Genomic DNA, 18575 nt, shown 5'->3' on the forward strand with positions numbered 1-18575 from the left:
CTTTACAGCGCGCCCTTCGTCGAGGGGAGGATGCCGGCCGCGCGCGGGTCGCGCTCGGAGGCGTAGCGCAGGGCCCGGGCCAGCGCCTTGAACTGGCACTCCACGATGTGGTGCGCGTTGCGCCCGTAGGGCACGTGCACGTGCAGCGCGATCTGCGCCTGGGCGACGAAGGACTCCAGGATGTGCCGGGTCATCGTGGTGTCGTACTCGCCGATCATCGGCGCCATCTTCTCGGGCTCGGTGTGCACGAGGTACGGGCGGCCGGACAGGTCGACGGTGACCTGGGCGAGGGACTCGTCCAGCGGGACCGTGCAGTTGCCGAAGCGGTAGATGCCCACCTTGTCGCCGAGGGCCTGCTTGAAGGCGGCGCCGAGGGCGAGGGCGGTGTCCTCGATGGTGTGGTGCGAGTCGATGTGCAGATCGCCGTCGGTCTTCACGGTCAGGTCGAAGAGACCGTGCCGGCCGAGCTGGTCGAGCATGTGGTCGTAGAAGCCGACGCCGGTCGACACGTCGACCTTGCCGGTGCCGTCGAGGTTGATCTCGACGAGGACCGAGGTCTCCTTCGTCGTCCGCTCTACACGTCCTACGCGGCTCATGCGTCCGTCTCCTTCGGGGGTGTGGGGGTGCCCCCCACAAAACACTGCAACTCACGTACCGCGTCGAGGAACGCGTCGTTCTCTTCGGGGGTTCCGGCGGTGACCCGCAGCCAGCCCGGCACGCCGTTGTCCCGGACCAGGACGCCCCGGTCGAGGATCTGCTGCCAGACCTCGTGGGCGTCGGCGAAGCGGCCGAACTGCACGAAGTTGGCGTCGGACGCCGTGACCTCGTAGCCGATCGCGAGGAGCTCGGTCACCAGCCGGTCGCGCTCCGACTTCAGCTGCTCGACGTACTTCAGCAGCGTGTCGGTGTGCTCCAGGGCGGCCAGCGCGGTCGCCTGGGTGACGGCCGACAGGTGGTACGGCAGCCGCACCAGCTGTACGGCGTCCACGACCGCCGGGTGCGCGGCGAGGTAACCGAGCCGCAGCCCGGCCGCGCCGAAGGCCTTCGACATGGTCCGGGACACGACGAGATTCGGCCGACCTTCGAGCAGCGGCAGCAGCGAGTCCCCGTGGCTGAACTCGATGTACGCCTCGTCGACGACGACCATCGACGGCTTGGCGGCCTGCGCGGCCTCGTACAGCGCGAGGACCGTCTCGGCTGGTACGGCGGTGCCGGTGGGGTTGTTGGGAGTGGTGATGAAGACGACGTCCGGGCGGTGCTCTGCGAGGGCCTTCTCGGCGGCCGCGAGGTCGATGGTGAAGTCCTCGTTGCGAGGACCGGAGATCCACCCCGTGCCCGTGCCGCGCGCGATGAGCCCGTGCATCGAGTACGACGGCTCGAAGCCGATCGCCGTACGGCCGGGTCCGCCGAAGGTCTGCAGCAGCTGCTGGATGACCTCGTTGGAGCCGTTGGCGGCCCACACGCCGGCCAGGCCGACCTCGTACCCGGACGTGTCCGTCAGGTACTTGGCGAGCCGGGTGCGCAGTTCGACGGCGTCCCGGTCGGGGTAGCGGTTGAGGTCGCGGGCCGCCTCGCGCACCCGCTCCGTGATCCGCTCGACCAGCGGCTCGGGCAGCGGGTAGGGGTTCTCGTTGGTGTTCAGCCGTACGGGGACTTCCAGTTGAGGCGCGCCGTAGGGCGACTTGCCCCGCAGCTCGTCCCGTACGGGCAGATCGTCGATTCCGAAGTTCACTTGCTCGCCGGTACCTTCCACCCACGCGACATTTGTTCGTCTCCGACAAACCTCGCCTTGATCGCCGCGCCGTGCGCGGGCAGGTCCTCCGCCTCCGCCAGCGTCACCACGTGGTGCGCGACCTCGGCCAGCGCGTCCTTCGTGTAGTCGACGATGTGGATGCCGCGCAGGAAGGACTGGACCGACAGGCCCGAGGAGTGGCAGGCGCAGCCGCCGGTGGGCAGCACGTGGTTGGACCCGGCGGCGTAGTCACCGAGCGAGACCGGCGCCCAGGGGCCGATGAAGATCGCGCCCGCGTTCGTCACCCGCTCGGCGACAGCGGCGGCGTCGGCCGTCTGGATCTCCAGGTGCTCCGCGCCGTACGCGTTCACGACCCGCAGCCCCTCGTCGACGCCGTCGACGAGGACGATCGCGGACTGCCTGCCCTTGAGGGCGGGGACGATCCGGTCGTCGATGTGCTTGGTGGCCGCGACCTGCGGTTCCAGCTCCTTCTCGACCGCGTCCGCCAGCTCGACGGAATCGGTGACCAGTACGGCGGCGGCCAGCGGATCGTGCTCGGCCTGGCTGATCAGGTCGGCGGCGACGTGCACCGGGTCGGCCGTCGCGTCGGCCAGGACGGCGATCTCGGTGGGGCCGGCCTCGGCGTCGATGCCGATCTTGCCGGTGAAGTAGCGCTTGGCGGCGGCCACCCAGATGTTGCCGGGGCCGGTGACCATGTTGGCGGGCGCGCAGGACTCGGTGCCGTACGCGAACATCGCGACGGCGGTGGCGCCACCGGCCGCGTACACCTCGTCGACGCCCAGCAGGGCGCAGGCGGCGAGGATCGTCGGGTGCGGCAGGCCGCCGGCTGGATCATTTGCAAAAGCGGGCGCCTGGGCGGGCGAGGCGAGCGCGATGGACTCCACGCCGGCCTCCTGCGCGGGCACCACGTTCATGACCACGGAGGACGGGTAGACCGAGCGGCCGCCGGGCGCGTACAGCCCGACCCGCTCGACCGGCACCCACTTCTCGGTCACCGAGCCGCCCGGCACCACCTGGGTCGTGTGGGTCGTACGGCGCTGCTCGCGGTGGACGAGGCGGGCGCGGCGGATGGACTCCTCCAGGGCCGCGCGCACGGCCGGATCGAGCTGCTCCAGCGCGTCGGTGAGGGCCTGTGCGGGAACCCGGACGGATTCCAGTCGTACCCCGTCGAACTTCTCGGCGAAGTCGATCAGCGCCGCGTCGCCCCGATGATGCACGGCCTCGCAGATAGGGCGCACCTTCTCGAGGGCGGCCTGAACGTCGAAGTCGGCTCGGGGCAGCAGGTCACGCAGGGCGGGGCCCTCGGGAAGGGCGTCGCCGCGCAGATCGATTCGAGAGATCACGGTCCAATTCTCTCAGACCGGGATCCGGCACCGTCCGCGCGTATCAGTGGCTGATACAGAACGTGGCCGGAACCGGAAGATCACCCTCACGTCTAGCGTTCGTCCGGTCACGCAGCGGGCATCAACCGCTGTGCGAAGGCTGTGCGTGTGCGAAAGGGGGGGTGGGACGTGACGTCGGAGGAGGCCGGAGACCCGCCGGACGACCTGACCGCCGCCGAGGCCGGCATGTGGCAGGCCTTCCGCAACGGCAGCGTGTACGACCTGAGCAGCGGGGACACGGTCGTCGACGACCCGCACGGCGGGCATCCCTGGGGCGGGACACGGACCGTGCGGGCCCGGATCGTCGCCTGGCTGCTGCTGGACGGGCCGCCCGCGCTGGCGGGCCGGGTGTCCTCGCTCAAGCTGGTCGGCGTGCAGGTCAGCGGCAGCCTGGACCTGGCGGGTGGCACGGTGGTGCCGTACGTCGAGATGAAGCGCTGCCGGTTCGAGCGGGAGGTGCTGCTGCCGGAGGCGCGGTTCACGACCCTGCGGATGGTGGACTGCTCGGTGCCGCGTCTGGAGGCCGCGCGGCTGCAGACCGAGGGCGATCTGCATCTCCCCCGCTGCCGCTTCCACAACGGAGTCCGGCTCACCGACGCGCACATCGGCACGGACCTGCTGCTCAACCAGTCGATCGTCTACCGCGACCGCAGCGGCCGCTCGATCGCCGCCGACGGCATGACGGTCGGGCAGGACCTGCAGGCCGAGCTCCTCGAGTCGCACGGCGAGCTGAGTCTGCGCAGCGCCCAGATCGGCGTGTCGCTGAGCCTGCGCGGGGCCCGGCTGGCCAACCCGTACGGCCGGCTCGCGCTGAACGCGCCCCAGCTGACGGTGGAGCGGTCCCTGTACCTGACCCCGGCCGGTGTCGGCAGGCAGGCGCTGAGCGGGGCGACGCCCGCGCGCGGGACACGCATCCAGCGGTTCGAGTGCCGGGGCGGGCTGCGCCTGGACGACGGGCGGTTCGGGGACGCCGTGGACCTGGAGCGGGCGCGGTTCTCCTTCACGGAGGAGCAGGAGCTGTCGCTGCGCCGGGTCCAGACGCCCGAGCTGCGCTTCCTCGGCGAGAAGCCGCTGCAGGGCAAGGTGGTGCTGTCCGGCGCCCGGGTGATCAACCTGGTGGACCGGGCGAGCGCCTGGCCGGGCCCCGGCAGTCTGCACATGGGCGGCTTCGCGTACGAGAACCTGGTGCCGCAGGGCCCTTTCCCGCTGGCCGAGCGACTGGAGTGGGTGGCCGCCGCGACCGCCGAGTACAACCCGGAGCCGTACGAGCGGCTGGCGACCGTGCTGCGGGCCGGCGGCGAGGACGAGGACGCCCGCGAGGTGCTGCTCGCCAAGCAGCGCCGCCGCCGGGAGACGCTGCCGCCCGCCGCGAAGCTCTGGGGCTATGTCCAGGACTTGACGGTGGCCTACGGCTACCGTCCGGGCCGGGCGGCGGTGTGGATGGCCGTGCTGTGGGCGACGAGTTCCCTGGCCTTCGCGAGCGCCCCGCATCCTCCCGTCGACCGCGACGGGCACCCGCCCTGGAACCCGACCCTGCTCGCCCTCGATCTGCTGCTGCCCGTGATCGACCTGGGCCAGGTGGGCCAGTGGCAGCTCACCGGTGGCTGGCAGTGGCTGTCGACGGCGCTGATCCTGCTCGGCTGGATCCTGGCGACGACGGTGGCGGCGGGGGCGTCGCGGCTGCTGCAGCGAGGGTGACGCCCCAACCTGGTTGTCGGTGCACGGACAGTCGCCGCACAGTCACCTTTTACGGTTCCTTGACCTCGCGCCGTACAACTTTCGTGAGGTTGCCCGCACCCTCTGGCGCAAGCCGAACTGCGGCTTTTCAATGGTCGGCACCATGGCTCTGCTCCCCCCCTTCATCCGCGCCTCCCGGTTCTCCCGGATGGCACGGACCGCAGCCCCCCACCCTGGCGCCTGGCTCCCCGCCGACGACGAGGTGCTCCTCGACGTACCCGACGACCGGCTCGGCCCCGCGTTGGTCGCGGCCGGGCGGGGCGGGTACGAGACCGCCGCCGAACTGCTGCGCCGGACGCGTGAGCGGGCGGAGTGGGAGTACCGCGACCGCTATGTGACCCGTCTCGCCTCCTTCGCCCTCTCCAGGGGTGAGTGGTTCGAGGAATGGCGGGCCGCGGCTCCGCGCGACCCCGACCTGGTGCTGCTCTCCGCCCAGCTGGCGGTGGAGCGCGCCTGGCCGTCCCCGGCACGGGCCGAGCTGCTGCGCGAGGTGAGCCCGCTGATCACGGCGGCCGCGCAGAGCGACCACCGCGACCCGGTGCCCTGGCGGATCGCCCTGGACCACGCGCGCGGCGCCCGGGCCGGGCACAAGTACTTCGGCGAGCTGTGGGAGGCCGCCGTGCGCCGCGCCCCCCACCACTACGGCTGCCATGTGGCCGCCAAGCGCTATCTCGCCGAGTCCTGGCACGGCTCGCACCGCGAGTGCTTCGACTTCGCCGACCGGGCCGCACAGGACGCCCCGGCCGACTCGCTGGTCCAGGCGCTGCCGGTACGAGCGGCCTTCGCCTACCTCACCGACGGCTGCGGCCCCGAGGTGCCGCGCGAACGCCTGGACGCGGCAGCCGACCGCGCGATCGCCCTCTCCGCCCGTTTCCCCTCCATGGACCCGTGGCCGGCCGAGATCCGCAACCTGCTGGCCTACGTCCTCGCCCGCCTCGACCGCCGCGACGACGCCCTCGTACAGCTGCGTCTGATCGGCCCGTACGCCACGTCCTTCCCCTGGGGCCGGCTGTCGGACGACCCGCTGGGCCACTTCCTCGCCGTCCGCGAGGCCGTGTGCTCGGGAGGCCCCGTACAGCGGGCCGGGCATCCAGGAAATGGTCACGACGACCGAGCGCACCCGGACGACCACTAGGCTTCTGCGCCGTGACCACCGTCCGTCTGCCGCTCTTCCCCCTGAACTCGGTGCTGTTCCCGGGGCTGGTGCTTCCGTTGAACGTTTTCGAGGAGCGTTATCGCGCCATGATGCGCGATCTGCTCAAGACCCCCGAGGACGAACCGCGCCGGTTCGCCGTCGTCGCGATCCGCGACGGCCACGAGGTCGCGCCCAGCGCCCAGGGTCTGCCCGACCAGACGGCTCTGCCCGAGCGCGGCCCGGCGGCCGGCTTCGGCGAGGAGCCCCTCAAGGCGTTCCACGGCACCGGCTGCGTCGCCGACGCGGCCACGATCCGTGAGCGCGCCGACGGGACCTTCGAGGTCCTGGCGACGGGCACGACGCGCGTGCGCCTCGTGTCGGTCGACGCGTCGGGTCCGTTCCTCACCGCCGAGCTCGAGGAGCTCCCGGAGCAGCCGGGCGAGGAGGCGGGCGCGCTGGCCGAGGGCGTACTGCGGGCCTTCCGCCAGTACCAGAAGCGCCTGGCGGGCGCCCGAGAGCGCTCGCTGACCACGGGTGCGGACCTCCCCGACGACCCCTCGGTGGTGTCGTACCTGGTGGCCGCGGCGATGATGCTGGACATCCCGGCCAAGCAGCACCTCCTCCAGGCCCCCGACACCGCCTCCCGCCTCCGTGACGAGCTGAAACTCCTTCGCGCGGAGACGGCGATCATCCGTAGCCTGCCCTCGTTGCCCGCGGCGGACCTGACACGCGGTCCGACCAGTCTCAACTGAGGGGCGCACGAAATTGATCGAGTCGGCGACGAAGAAGTCGGGTTAATGGCGAAGAAGTCGAAGAAGCAACAGCAGTCCGGGGGCACCCCCGCGACGGTGGCCCTCACCGCGGCGGGCGTGGACTTCACGGTCCACGCCTACGACCACGACCCGAACCACTCCTCCTACGGCGAGGAGGCCGCCGAGGCGATGGGCGTCTCGCCCGACCGCGTCTTCAAGACCCTGGTGGCGGACGTGGACGGCAGTCTGACGGTGGCCGTGGTCCCGGTGGCAGGCACCCTCGACCTCAAGGCCCTGGCCTCGGCGGTGGGCGGCAAACGCGCCGCCATGGCCGACCCCACCCTGGCGGAACGCACCACGGGCTATGTCCGCGGCGGCATCTCCCCGCTGGGCCAGCGCAAGAAACTCCCCACGGTCCTCGACGACTCGGCGACGACCCACGCCACGATCTGCGTCTCGGCGGGCCGCAGAGGCCTGGAGGTGGAACTCTCCCCCTCGGACCTGGCCACCCTGACGCAGGCGGTGCTGGCCCCCATCGGCCGAGGCTGAACCGTGCCGGGGGGCGGGGAACCGTCTACTCGAGCGGCGCGCCGTAGGAGTCCTTCGGTACCGGCCCCTGGCCGTACGGCTCAGCGTCCCGGGGTCCGAACAACGCCGTGAGCCCCAGGTGGACCAGCAGCGCGGCCAGGGACCACGCCAGCAGCGCCCCCTTCGCCCCCAGCTTCAACGGCGCCGAGAACGTCACGCCCTTGCCCGCCGCCTTGGCCTGTGCGATCACATCCGAGCCGGGCCCGAGCCAGACCCCCAGTCGCCACGCCAGCAACGACCCCAGCAGGCCCCCGACCATCAGCGCCACCACCAGCGGCACACCCCCACGTCGCCGCCAGAGGAACACCGCCCCGGCGCTCACGGCCCCGAAGACCAGCGCCAGCAGCGAGAACGTCCCGTCCACCCCGATCGCCTGCTCGCCCTCGCTGTCCTTGAGGTAGACGACCCAGCCGCCGTTCACCACATCACCGACCAGCGGCACCGAAGGCGCGAGCCACTTCCACAGCAGCCCGAGCAGCACCCCGGCCACCGCGGTCACCACCGTGATCAAGGCTGCTTCCCGCAACTCGGTCTTCATGCCGGGCCCGTCCTGTCCGTACGCGACGTCGTGCGGCGCGGCGGCCACCCCCGCATGCCCACCCGGCGGCGGCCAGGCGTCGTGCGGGGACGGTTCGTGCGGCGGCGGAGGCGGAGTCAGTGGTGCGGTCACCCTGACATCGTGCCAGGCCCGCCCGTGCGGCGCGTCACCGGACGGCGGCCCGACGGTAGGCCCAGGTGGCGACGGCCAGGGACACACACCCCACACCGGCACACACCGCGAGGTCACCCAGCACGAACGCCCAGTCGGGATGCGGTCCGAACGTCCGCGCGAACGCCTCGACCCCGTACGTGGACGGCAGCAGATCGCGGGCGAACCGCACCGCCTCCGGCATCCGGTCCGGCGGCAGCACCCCCAGCAGCAGCGCCGCCGACATGCCGAGCTGCCCGAGGACCGTGGCCAGCTCCGGGCGCGGCGCGAGCAGCCCGAAGGCCGCGCCGAGCCCGGACAGCGCGGCGCCCGCGAGCGGGATGACGGCCGCGAGCACCCACAGATGCGTCAGCGGCAGCCCGAACAGCACACACCCGAACACCGCCGTCACGAGCGTCCCCGGCACGGTGAAGGACGCGTACGCCCCCGCCGCCCCCAGCACCACGGCCGCCGGCGGCACCGGAAGCGTGGCGTAGTGGTCCAGCCCTCCGCTCGCCCGCAGCTGCCCGAAGTACTGGGCGAGCAGATTGAGCGCGACGAACGCGACGACGAGCACCGCCGACCCGGCGACGACCGCCTCCGCCTCACTGCCCCCGTCCACGACACCCCGCATCATGATCAGGATGCCGACCGACTGGAAGGTCGCCACGAACAGCAGCGGAATCCGTGCCACCCGCGCCCGGGACAGCTGCGCCCGGTACACGGCCATGAGCGACGGCCACAGCCGCGCGCGCGGCCCCAGCTCGGCGGCCGCGCGGACCGTCTCCGGGACGGCCCGGGCGCTGCCCGGCAGAACCTCGGCGGGTACGACACTCACGTGGCGCTGCTCCTCTTCCCTACGGCTCTCACACCGTCCCCTACGGGCACGAAGGCACCGTCGCACACAGAGACGAAGACACCGTCCCATACGGCCCCGAAGCCCCTCGTGCTCATGTCCGCACCAGTCCCTGCCGTGCGGCCCCGCCCAGCGCCAGGTAGACGTCCTCAAGACTGGGCGTGGCCAGGGTGAAGTCGTCCAGGGCAGCGAAGGCGGCACCGCCGGTGACGGTGGCGACGATCGCACGGGCCTCTTCGGGGACCAGCCGCAGCGTCCAGCGGCGCCCGGACTCCACGGCCCGCTCGCGCAGCGCGGCGACCTCGGGCACGTCCAGCGGCGCCCGCTCCCGCCACACCAGCTCGACCCGCACCTCGCCGGCGACCTGTTCCTTGAGCCCGGCGGGCGTGTCGCAGGCGATGACCCGTCCCTTGTCGAGGACGGCGACCCGGTCGAGCACGGTCTCCGCCTCGATGACGTTGTGGGTGACCAGCAGAACCGTTGTGCCGCGCTCGGCCCGCCGCCGGTCCACGGCCGACCACACGGCCCGCCGCGCGACCGGGTCCATGCCGGTGGTCGGCTCGTCCAGCACCAGCAGCGGCCGCTCCCCCACCAGTGCGGTCGCGAAGCAGGCCAGCCGCCGCTGTCCGCCGGACAGCTTGCGCAGCGGCCGCCCGGCGATCGGGGTGAGCCCCAGCTCGTCGAGGACGGCGTCCCGCTCCCGGCGGGCCCGCCGCGCGTCGAGGCCGCGCAGCCGCCCGGTCGTCTCGGCGGCCAGCGACACGGTCAGATCGTCGAGAGCGGTGGACTCCTGCCCGAGGTAGGCGAGGATGCGCGCGGCCCGCTCGGGATGGCGCACGATGTCGTGCCCGAGGATCTCCACGGTGCCCGTGTCGGGCCGCATCAGCCCGGTCAGCTGCCGTACGAGGGTGGACTTGCCGGCGCCGTTCGGCCCGAGCAGCCCGAAGATCTCACCGCGCCGGATGTCCAGCTCCACCTCGTCGGTGGCCCGTACCTCGGGGGTCGCCGGGGTGCCTCGACGGCCCCGTACCGCCCGATAGGTCTTGGTCAGTCCGCGCACGGCACACACGACCTCGTCGTTGTGCCGGATGGCCGATGCCGTGCGCGTACTCACAAGGGACGAGACTACGGGGTCGGGGAGATTTGCTCGCCGCTGGGGGCGCCGCGACTGCCCGGTCCGGTCCCTGTCAGTCCCCCGCGGGCGGCTGCTCGGCGGCCGTACGGACGTCGATCTCGCGCCAGAAACCCGCCCGGATGGCGTAGCGGTCGTGCTCGTCGATCTGGTCGTCCTTGTGCGCGAGCAGTCCGAAGCGGGCCGCGTACCTGAGCAGCTCGCCGTCGATGCGGTGCGGGATGCGCGGGTACATGCCGGAGAGCTTCTGCAGATGACCCTGGTCGCCGAGGCGCTCCATCCACCGGCGGGCGAAGACCTGTCCCACCTCGTACGCGTCGCCGCCGACGGTGGTGATGTCCTCCTCGCGGTCGGCCCACCGCTGCTCGGCCGTGGTCAGCTGGGCCAGCGTCGGCATCGAGGAGGCCTCGGAGGGCTCGGCGGCGACTCCGGGCCGGTCGATCCAGCCCTTGTCGGAGGACCAGCGCAGGGTCGCGGTGGCGGGGTGCTGCGCGGGGTGGGCGCCGGGGGCGCGCAGGGCGGCCAGGTCCTTGGGGGTGGGGACGCCCTTGGGCGCGGCTGCGCGCTCCTGTGTGCCGTTGCGGTCGGCGGCGGCCACGGAGGTGTGCTGGGGTTCCTCGGCGGGGCGCTCGGCGGCGGGGGCGAGGCCGGAGTCGGGCAGCGGCGCGGAGAGGATCGCGGCGATCTCCGGCCGGGGCACGGGCGGCGGCGCGCACACCCCGCCGAACTCCTTCGCGCGGACGGCCTTGGTGATCCACGTACGGTCCAGGACGCGCCGCTCGTCGGCCTCCGCGACCAGGTCCTCGGACTGGTTGTAGTCGCCGTCGGCGGCCTGGACGGCCCACAGGTGGACGGCGACGCCGTGTTCCTTGGCGGCCATCATGCCGGGCAGCAGGTCGCCGTCGCCGGTGACGAGGACGACGTCGGAGCAGGCGCGGTTGCGGGCCAGCTCGGTCAGTTCGGCGTGCATGGCGGCGTCGACGCCCTTCTGGGCCCAGCGTCCGTCGCTGCGGGTCAGGGCGCCGAGGCGGACGGTCATCCGGGGCATCACGCGCAGCCGGCGGTGCTCGGGCTGGGGGACCCGGTCGGGGGCGCCGTCGAACCAGTAGATGCGCAGCAGCGGGCGTTCGGTGTCGGACTCGGCCTGTTCGCGCAGTCCCTGGACGAGGGCGGAGTGGTCGACGGTGATCCGGGATCGCGAGGGTTCTCCGGCGAGGAGGCTCGCCGCCGCCCCCAGCAGATACCCGGCGTCCACCAGGACGATGCAGCGGTCCACACGACTCACCCTCTTCCCTGGAGGTTTGCTTCGGGCTTCCTTCGAGTCTGCCCGACTGCGCGGGCGTTAACGGCCCGAACTGGATCTTCGGCGTGGCGTTTCGAGCCGATGCGCTCCGAGAACCCCTGTCACGGACGGTAATTATCCGAAATGCGCCTTAAGTCAGCCTATGTGAATCTGGTCGCGGCCCTGGCCCCTACATCCCCCACGGAGGCAGATCACCATGGCCAAGAACCGGAAGCAGGACCGTAAGCAGCCGCAGTCCGAACGTGGTCAGCAGCCGGCCCAGCAGTCCTCGATGCAGGACCATGCCGAGCAGCAGATCGCTCAGGTGACCCCGGCGGACATCGCCCGCAAGGGCCGGCAGAAGCGCTTCGGCCACAACTGATCTCCGCACGCCGGGCTGTTGCAGCCCGGGCACACCGAGGGGCGCGTCCGGTTCCGGACGCGCCCCTCGCGCTTCGTGACCGTCAGCCCGCCAGGCAGGACGGGCCGAGCAGTACCTTCAGATCGCCGAACAGCGCCGGATCGGGCTTGACCCGGTGCCGGTCCAGGCGCAGGACGGTCGTCTTGGTCGGACCCTGGAGCTTGATCCGGACCTCGCTGTCACCCTTGTGGTGGGTGAGGATCTCGTTGAGCCGGCTGACCATCGGCGGGGTGACACGGGTGGCCGGAATGGTGAGGATCACCGGCGCGTTGGTGCCCGCGTTGGACAGGTCCGGGACCATGAGCTCCATCGCGACGAGGCGGGGCACGTCCTCGCGCTTGTCGAGGCGGCCCTTGACGAAGACGACGGCGTCCTCGACGAGTTGGGTCGACACGAGCTGGTAGGTCGCGGGGAAGAACATGCACTCGATGGAGCCCGCGAGGTCCTCCACGGTGGCGATCGCCCAGGCGTTGCCCTGCTTGGTCATCTTGCGCTGGAGGCCGGAGATGATGCCGCCGATGGTCACCACCGCGCCGTCCGCGTGCTCACCCCCGGTGAGCTGGGCGATGCCCGCGTCCGCCTTGTCGGTCAGCACGTGCTCCAGACCGAAGAGCGGGTGATCGGAGACGTACAGACCGAGCATCTCCCGCTCCTGGGCGAGCAGATAGGTCTTGTCCCACTCCTCGTCGGTGAAGACGACGTCGAGCCCGAAGCCCGGTTCGCTGCTCTGCTCCTCGCCCATGCCGCCGAAGAGGTCGAACTGGCCCTCGGCCTCCTTGCGCTTGACCGCCACCACGTTGTCGATCATCGGCTCGAACTGGGCGGTGAGTCCCTTGCGGGTGTGCCCGAGGGTGTCGAACGCGCCTGCCTTGATCAGCGATTCCGTGGTCCGCTTGTTGCAGGCGATGGCCTCGACCTTGTCGAGGTAGTCGGGGAAGGAGGCGTACTTCCCCTTGGCCTTGCGGCTCTTGATGATCGAGTCGACCACGTTGGTGCCGACGTTGCGGACGGCCTCCAGCCCGAAGAGGATCACGTCGTCGCCCTGGGCGGCGAAGTTGTGCACCGACTCGTTGACGTTCGGCGGGAGCACCTTGATGCCCATGCGCCGGCACTCGTTCAGGTAGATCGCGGACTTGTCCTTGTCGTCCTTGACCGAGGTGAGCAGCGCCGCCATGTACTCGGCGGGGTAGTTCGCCTTGAGGTACGCCGTCCAGTACGAGACCAGTCCGTACGCGGCCGAGTGGGCCTTGTTGAACGCGTAGCCGGCGAACGGCACCAGCACGTCCCACAGCGCCTGGATCGCCTCGTCGCTGTAGCCGTTCTTCTTCGCGCCGGCCTGGAAGATGGTGAAGTTCTTCGCCAGCTCGTCGGGCTTCTTCTTGCCCATCACGCGGCGCAGGATGTCGGCCTCGCCGAGCGAGTAACCGGCGATGATCTGGGCGGCCTTCTGCACCTGCTCCTGGTAGACGATCAGGCCGTAGGTGACGGCCAGGACCTCTTCGAGGGGCTCCTCCAGCTCCTTGTGGATCGGGGTGATCTCCTGGAGCTTGTTCTTGCGCAGAGCGTAGTTGGTGTGGGAGTCCATGCCCATCGGGCCGGGCCGGTACAGCGCCGAGACGGCGGAGATGTCTTCGAAGTTGTCGGGCTTCATCAGGCGCAGCAGTGAGCGCATGGGGCCGCCGTCGAACTGGAAGACGCCCAGGGTGTCGCCGCGCTGGAGGAGTTCGAAGGTCGTCGGATCGTCGAGCGGGAGGCTCAGCAGATCGATGTCCACGCCCTTGTTGGACTTCACCATCTTGACGGCGTCGTCCATGATCGTCAGGTTGCGCAGGCCCAGGAAGTCCATCTTCAGCAGGCCGAGCGACTCACAGCTCGGGTAGTCCCACTGCGTGATGGTCACGCCGTCGGTGTGCCGCACCCAGACCGGGACGTGCTCGGTGATGGTCTCGCTGGACATGATCACGCCGGCGGCGTGCACACCCATCTGCCGGACCAGGCCCTCGACGCCCTTGGCGGTGTCGATGACCTTCTTGACGTCCGGCTCGTTCTCGTACATCGCGCGGACCTCGCCCGCCTCCGAGTACCGGGGGTGCGAGGGGTCGGTGATGCCGTTGAGGTCGATGCCCTTGCCGAGGACGTCGGCGGGCATGGCCTTGGTGATGCGGTCGCCCATCGCGTACGGATAGCCCAGCACGCGCGCGGAGTCCTTGATCGCGTTCTTGGCCTTGATCTTGCCGTAGGTGCCGATCATGGCGACCTTGTCGGCGCCGTACTTCTCGGTCACGTACCGGATCACCTCGACGCGCCGACGCTCGTCGAAGTCGATGTCGACATCGGGCATGGAGACGCGCTCGGGGTTGAGGAACCGCTCGAAGATCAGCCCGTGCGGGATCGGGTCGAGGTCGGTGATGCCCATGGCGTACGCGACGATCGAGCCGGCCGCGGAGCCTCGGCCGGGGCCGACCGCGATGCCGTTGTTCTTGGCCCACATGATGAAGTCGGCGACGACGAGGAAGTAGCCCGGGAACCCCATCTGGATGATGACGTCCATCTCGTACTCGACCTGCTTCTGCCGGTCCTCGGGGACGCCGCCGGGGAAGCGGCGGTCCATGCCCCGGCGGACCTCCTCCTTGAACCAGGTGACCTCGGTGTAGCCCTCGGGGATGTCGAACTTCGGCATGAGGTTCTTGGCCTCGAACATGCCGGTGGTGTCGATCTGCTCGGCCACCAGGAGGGTGTTGGCGCAGCCCTCCTGCCAGGCGTCCGAGGAGTCGATGGCGTACATCTCGTCCGTGGACTTCAGGTAGTAGCCGGTGCCGTCGAACTTGAAGCGGTCGGGGTCGGAGAGGTTCTTGCCGGTCTGGATGCACAGCAGCGCGTCGTGCGCGGTCGCCTCGTGCGCGTACGTGTAGTGCGAGTCGTTCGTCACCAGCGGCGGGATGCCGAGCTTCTTGCCGATGGTCAGGAGACCCTCACGGACCCGGTGCTCGATGTCGATGCCGTGGTCCATCAGCTCCAGGAAGTAGCGGTCCTTGCCGAAGATGTCCTGGTAGTCGGCGGCGGCCTTCAGCGCCTCTTCCTCCTGGCCGAGACGCAGCCGCGTCTGCACCTCGCCCGAGGGACAGCCGGTGGACGCGATGAGCCCCTCGGACCACTGGGAGATGGTCTCCTTGTCCATCCGCGGCCACTTCTGCAGCCAGCCCTCGGCGTACGCGTCGGAGGAGAGGCGGAAGAGGTTGTGCAGACCCGTCGCGTTCGCCGCCCAGATCGTCTTGTGGGTGTAACCGCCGGAGCCGGAGACGTCGTCACGCTTCTGGTGCGGCTGACCCCACTGGATCTTGCGCTTGTTGCGCCGCGACTCGGGGGCGACATACGCCTCGATGCCGATGATGGGGGTGATTCCGGCCTTCTTCGCGGAGTGGAAGAAGTCGTACGCCCCGTGGAGGTTGCCGTGGTCGGACATGGCGATGTGCGTCATGCCCATCTCGTTGCACGCGTTGAACATGTCCTTCAGCCGCGCGGCACCGTCCAGCAGTGAGTACTGGGTGTGGACGTGCAGGTGCGTGAACGGCGGCTTTGACACGGCGTGGCCTCCAAGGGAAACAGTCGACGGCAGGCTGGCGGACAGTCTGGGGGTCAGCGTCGAAGTCTATGCCTCGGCACTGACATGTGAGGTGAACACTGCGCCGCGAAACGCCTCGATGAGAGACGGTGGCCGGGTGACGGGCGGCCGGGCACTCCCGCGTACCTTCGTGCGTTGGAAGTGGACGGGCGATCCGTCCCCAGGCCACGTATCACCCGTACCAGGAGGCACCCAGCGATGTCGGTCCCCCAGCTCAACGAAGAGCAGCGCGGCGAGGAGATCCTCAGCGTCTTCGACACCGCGTTCGGCGAGCTCCTGGCCGCCGACCCGGCCGCGTTCCGCGTGAAGTTCCGCAAGATGGCGGCCTCGGCGTTCGCTTTCTACCGGGGCACGGCGGCGCTCTTCTACCACGACCTGGAGACCGAGAACGCCGGGCGGGGTGGTGGGAAAGCACTCAGTGGCCCGTTCCTGGACGAGCGCACCTCGCGCGTGTGGATCCACGGCGACCTGCACGCGGAGAACTTCGGCACGTACATGGACGCCAACGGCCGGCTGATCTTCAACGTCAACGACTTCGACGAGGCGTACGTCGGCCCCTTCACCTGGGACCTCAAGCGCCTCGCCGCCTCTCTCGCCCTCATCGGGTACGCGAAGGCGCTCAGTGACGACCAGATCACCGAGCTGGTGCAGGTGTACGCGGGCGCGTACCGCGAGCGCGTGCGCGCCCTGGCCTCCGGAGCCAAGAGCGACGAGGTGCCGCCGTTCACCCTGGACACCGCCCAGGGTCCGCTGCTGGACGCGCTGCGCGACGCCCGCTCGCTGACCCGCTTCGGTCTGCTGGACTCCATGACGGAGATCCGGGACTTCGAGCGCCGCTTCGCGCCCGGCGGCGGCTCCATCGAGCTGGACGCGGCCACCCGCTACAAGGTCCTCGCGGCCTTCGACGGCTATCTGGAGACGCTGCCGGAGACCTCCCTGGCCCGCCCCGACTCCTACCGTGTGAAGGACGTGGTCGGCCGCCGGGGCATCGGCATCGGATCGGCCGGCCTGCCGTCGTACAACATCCTGCTGGAGGGGCACAGCGACGCCCTGGAGAACGACGTCGTGATCTACATCAAGCAGGCCCAGACCCCGGCCGTCTCCCGGCACATCACCGACCCGGCGATCCGCGACTACTTCCAGCACGAGGGCCACCGCACGGTCATCTCCCAGCGCGCCCTGCAGGCGCACGCCGACCCGTGGCTGGGCTGGACCGAGCTGGGCGGCGCGGGCCAGCTCGTCGCCGAGGTCTCGCCGTACGCCGTCGACCTGGACTGGGGCGACATCGACGACCCGGAGGAGATCGCGGGCGTCGTCGCCGACCTGGGCCGCGCCACGGCCACGATGCACGCGGCGGCGGACGACACCTCCGGCGAGTCCCTGGTGCCGTTCTCCACCGAGCGGGCCATCGACGCGGCCATCGCCGCCGACGAGGAGGGTTTCGCGCCGCTCCTGGTGGACTTCGCGCACAGCTACGGCGCACGCGCGCGTGCCGACCACCAGATCTTCGTCGACCTGTTCCGCAACGGCCGGATTCCAGGTCTCTAACAGTCCGCGCTCTCACAGGGACCCTTTAGGGGTCTCTTACAGGAGCGCGTGACACACTCTCCTCCGCTATGGACATATCCGGGACCCGACTCAGAGCGCTCCGCGCGGCGCTGTTCACGGCACTCGTCGTGACGCTCAGCACCGCGTCGCACGTGCTGCTGTCCAGGGCCCCGCTGCCGTTCAACACGGTGGCCGCCGTCGCGGCCGCCGTGTTCGTCCTCGCGTACGCCCTGGCGGGCCGCGAGTGCGGCTTCGGCCGGATCGCCGCCCTGCTGATCCCGCTGGAGCTGGCGGCCGACACGATCTTCACCACCGGCCAGCACCTCTGCTACGGCCGCGCCGGCGGCCCCGTCGCCGGGCCGCTGGCCTCGGTCGGCTGGGACGTGCTGTGCGGCAACGGCACCCGGGTGGGCACCCCGCTCGCCCAGGTCACCGGTACCGACCCCGACCGGCTCGGCGGCCTCCTCGCCCACTCCGACCCGGTCACCGCCTGGCTGCTGCTCGCGGCGCACCTCACCGTGGGCCTGATCGCGGCCGCCTGGCTGCGCCGGGGGGAGCGGGCGCTGGCCCAGCTGCTGGGAGCGGCCGCAGCGACCACGTTCCGGCCCCTGCTGCTGGCGGTCGCCGCCGTGACCGTACGACGCGCCCCGGCGGCCCGCCGCCTGCCGCGGCCCACGCACCGTACGGACACCGCCCGGGACCGGATCCTCGTGCACTCCCTGGGCCGGCGCGGACCTCCGCGCCCGGCCGCCGCGGTCTGACACGGACGCCCGCGTCTGCGCCGGACCATCCGCACGAGCACCCCATCAGTCCCCCTGTGTATTCCGCGTACGACGTGTGCGCGTCCCCTTTTGGAGAACACCACCATGAGCAAGCGAAACAGCGCGGCGGCGAAGACGGCGGCCCGGGAGCGGCTGCGCATCGAGCGCGAGAAGCAGGCCAAGCGGGCCAAGGCCAAGCGGCAGATCATCGTCGCCGCCTCGGCGGTCGGCGTGCTGGCCGCGGCCGGCGGCATAGGTTACGCCGTCGTGCAGGCCAACAAGCCGACCTACTGGGAGGAGGCCAAGACCGCCAAGCTGGTCGAGCCGGCCAACACCAGCGGCACGAACGGCACGACGGTCGTCCTCGGCAAGGCGAGCGCCAAGAAGACCCTCGTGATGTACGAGGACCCGCGCTGCCCGATCTGCGCCCAGTTCGAGCAGACCGTCGGCTCGACGGTGAAGAAGGACTACGACGACGGCAAGTTCAAGCTCCAGTACGTCGGCGCCACCTTCCTCGACCGCAGCCTGACCGGCGAGGGCTCCAAGAACGCGCTGAGCGCCCTGGGCGCGGCGCTCAACGTCAGCCCCGAGGCGTTCCTCGAGTACAAGACCGCGCTGTACTCGGCGAAGTACCACCCCGAGGAGACCCAGGACAAGTTCAAGGACGACTCCTACCTGATCAAGGTGGCGGACACCGTCCCGGAGCTCAAGGGCAACACCAAGTTCCAGAACGCCGTGAAGAACGGCACCTACGACCGGTGGGCGCTGGAGATGTCCAAGACCTTCGACAAGAGCGGCGTCACGGGCACCCCGACCCTGAAGATGGACGGCAAGACGCTGACCGGCTCGGACGGCCAGAACGCCCCGATGACGGTCGCCGACTTCAACACGGCGATCGAGGCGGCGCTCAAGGCGTAG

At 70.7% G+C, this 18575-nt stretch carries 16 protein-coding genes; 8 read left to right on the forward strand and 8 right to left on the reverse strand.

Annotation, left to right across the window (positions count from 1 at the left end):
- Nucleotides 1-2: 2 nt before the first annotated feature.
- Genes hisB through hisD form a run of 3 tightly spaced genes read right to left on the reverse strand, consistent with a single transcriptional unit; the run spans nucleotide 3 to nucleotide 3096 of the window.
- The gene (gene hisB, locus ACIBVL_RS01625; protein ID WP_055632936.1) at nucleotides 3-596 is read right to left on the reverse strand and encodes an imidazoleglycerol-phosphate dehydratase HisB; all 594 of its coding nucleotides are present in this window, start codon (nucleotides 594-596) and stop codon (nucleotides 3-5) included.
- The gene (locus ACIBVL_RS01630) at nucleotides 593-1732 is read right to left on the reverse strand and encodes a histidinol-phosphate transaminase (RefSeq protein WP_399090020.1); all 1140 of its coding nucleotides are present in this window, start codon (nucleotides 1730-1732) and stop codon (nucleotides 593-595) included. Before ACIBVL_RS01630 ends, hisB begins: the two co-directional genes overlap by 4 nt.
- Nucleotides 1729-3096 carry a histidinol dehydrogenase gene (gene hisD, locus ACIBVL_RS01635; protein WP_399090023.1) on the reverse strand — a complete coding sequence of 456 codons (1368 nt, stop codon included), beginning with the start codon at nucleotides 3094-3096 and terminating at the stop codon, nucleotides 1729-1731. The genes ACIBVL_RS01630 and hisD overlap by 4 nt, the downstream gene beginning before the upstream one ends.
- A 168-nt stretch (nucleotides 3097-3264) precedes the next feature.
- On the opposite strand from hisD, the gene ACIBVL_RS01640 reads away from it, so the two are divergent.
- The 4 genes from ACIBVL_RS01640 to ybaK all read left to right on the forward strand — a co-directional run bounded on the left by ACIBVL_RS01640 (nucleotide 3265) and on the right by ybaK (nucleotide 7308).
- Entirely contained in the window at nucleotides 3265-4833 is a 1569-nt protein-coding gene (locus tag ACIBVL_RS01640; protein ID WP_399090026.1) for an oxidoreductase, read from the forward strand.
- Nucleotides 4834-4963: 130 nt separating this feature from the next.
- Nucleotides 4964-6007 carry a hypothetical protein gene (locus tag ACIBVL_RS01645; RefSeq protein WP_399090029.1) on the forward strand — a complete coding sequence of 348 codons (1044 nt, stop codon included), beginning with the start codon at nucleotides 4964-4966 and terminating at the stop codon, nucleotides 6005-6007.
- An 11-nt stretch (nucleotides 6008-6018) separates the two neighbouring features.
- On the forward strand, nucleotides 6019-6759 hold the full coding sequence (locus ACIBVL_RS01650; protein WP_399090032.1) for an LON peptidase substrate-binding domain-containing protein: 741 nt from the start codon (nucleotides 6019-6021) through the stop codon (nucleotides 6757-6759).
- A gap of 45 nt (nucleotides 6760-6804) precedes the next feature.
- Nucleotides 6805-7308, forward strand: coding sequence for a Cys-tRNA(Pro) deacylase (ybaK, locus tag ACIBVL_RS01655; RefSeq protein ID WP_399090035.1), 504 nt, complete (start codon nucleotides 6805-6807; stop codon nucleotides 7306-7308).
- Between the two features lie 25 nt (nucleotides 7309-7333).
- Here the strand turns inward: ybaK and ACIBVL_RS01660 are convergent, their stop codons facing one another.
- From ACIBVL_RS01660 to ACIBVL_RS01675, 4 genes are all read right to left on the reverse strand, one after another.
- Nucleotides 7334-8017, reverse strand: a complete 684-nt coding sequence (locus ACIBVL_RS01660; RefSeq protein WP_399090038.1) for a hypothetical protein — start codon at nucleotides 8015-8017, stop codon at nucleotides 7334-7336.
- Nucleotides 8018-8051: 34 nt separating this feature from the next.
- Complete coding sequence (locus ACIBVL_RS01665; protein WP_399090040.1) at nucleotides 8052-8873, reverse strand: ABC transporter permease; 822 nt, start codon at nucleotides 8871-8873, stop codon at nucleotides 8052-8054.
- 112 nt (nucleotides 8874-8985) lie between these two features.
- Entirely contained in the window at nucleotides 8986-9960 is a 975-nt protein-coding gene (locus tag ACIBVL_RS01670) for an ABC transporter ATP-binding protein (protein ID WP_399091973.1), read from the reverse strand.
- A 118-nt stretch (nucleotides 9961-10078) separates the two neighbouring features.
- The gene (locus tag ACIBVL_RS01675; protein WP_399090044.1) at nucleotides 10079-11299 is read right to left on the reverse strand and encodes an NYN domain-containing protein; all 1221 of its coding nucleotides are present in this window, start codon (nucleotides 11297-11299) and stop codon (nucleotides 10079-10081) included.
- A 223-nt stretch (nucleotides 11300-11522) separates the two neighbouring features.
- Here ACIBVL_RS01675 and ACIBVL_RS01680 point away from each other — a divergent pair, with 223 nt between their 5' ends.
- Nucleotides 11523-11687, forward strand: coding sequence for a hypothetical protein (locus ACIBVL_RS01680; protein ID WP_399090047.1), 165 nt, complete (start codon nucleotides 11523-11525; stop codon nucleotides 11685-11687).
- Nucleotides 11688-11769: 82 nt separating this feature from the next.
- Here the strand turns inward: ACIBVL_RS01680 and dnaE are convergent, their stop codons facing one another.
- The gene (dnaE, locus tag ACIBVL_RS01685; RefSeq protein WP_399090050.1) at nucleotides 11770-15309 is read right to left on the reverse strand and encodes a DNA polymerase III subunit alpha; all 3540 of its coding nucleotides are present in this window, start codon (nucleotides 15307-15309) and stop codon (nucleotides 11770-11772) included.
- A 237-nt stretch (nucleotides 15310-15546) separates the two neighbouring features.
- On the opposite strand from dnaE, the gene ACIBVL_RS01690 reads away from it, so the two are divergent.
- The 3 genes from ACIBVL_RS01690 to ACIBVL_RS01700 all read left to right on the forward strand — a co-directional run bounded on the left by ACIBVL_RS01690 (nucleotide 15547) and on the right by ACIBVL_RS01700 (nucleotide 18575).
- Nucleotides 15547-16896: a DUF2252 domain-containing protein gene (locus tag ACIBVL_RS01690; RefSeq protein ID WP_399090053.1), complete on the forward strand. Its 1350-nt coding sequence runs from the start codon at nucleotides 15547-15549 to the stop codon at nucleotides 16894-16896.
- Between the two features lie 68 nt (nucleotides 16897-16964).
- Nucleotides 16965-17657, forward strand: coding sequence for a hypothetical protein (locus ACIBVL_RS01695; RefSeq protein ID WP_399090056.1), 693 nt, complete (start codon nucleotides 16965-16967; stop codon nucleotides 17655-17657).
- Between the two features lie 105 nt (nucleotides 17658-17762).
- A complete protein-coding gene (locus ACIBVL_RS01700; protein WP_399090059.1) occupies nucleotides 17763-18575 on the forward strand; it encodes a thioredoxin domain-containing protein in 813 nt (270 codons plus the stop codon).

Source organism: Streptomyces sp. NPDC049687, from assembly GCF_044465285.1.
GTDB lineage: Bacteria > Actinomycetota > Actinomycetes > Streptomycetales > Streptomycetaceae > Streptomyces.

Bases quoted from the DNA above. Each gene is read 5' to 3' on its own strand.
- ACIBVL_RS01690 (WP_399090053.1), top strand. From the start codon at position 15,547: ATGTCGGTCCCCCAGCTCAACGAAGAGCAGCGCGGCGAGGAGATCCTC.
- ybaK (WP_399090035.1), top strand. From the start codon at position 6,805: ATGGCGAAGAAGTCGAAGAAGCAACAGCAGTCCGGGGGCACCCCCGCG.
- ACIBVL_RS01645 (WP_399090029.1), top strand. From the start codon at position 4,964: ATGGTCGGCACCATGGCTCTGCTCCCCCCCTTCATCCGCGCCTCCCGG.
- hisB (WP_055632936.1), bottom strand. From the start codon at position 596: ATGAGCCGCGTAGGACGTGTAGAGCGGACGACGAAGGAGACCTCGGTC.
- ACIBVL_RS01695 (WP_399090056.1), top strand. From the start codon at position 16,965: ATGGACATATCCGGGACCCGACTCAGAGCGCTCCGCGCGGCGCTGTTC.
- ACIBVL_RS01700 (WP_399090059.1), top strand. From the start codon at position 17,763: ATGAGCAAGCGAAACAGCGCGGCGGCGAAGACGGCGGCCCGGGAGCGG.
- ACIBVL_RS01680 (WP_399090047.1), top strand. From the start codon at position 11,523: ATGGCCAAGAACCGGAAGCAGGACCGTAAGCAGCCGCAGTCCGAACGT.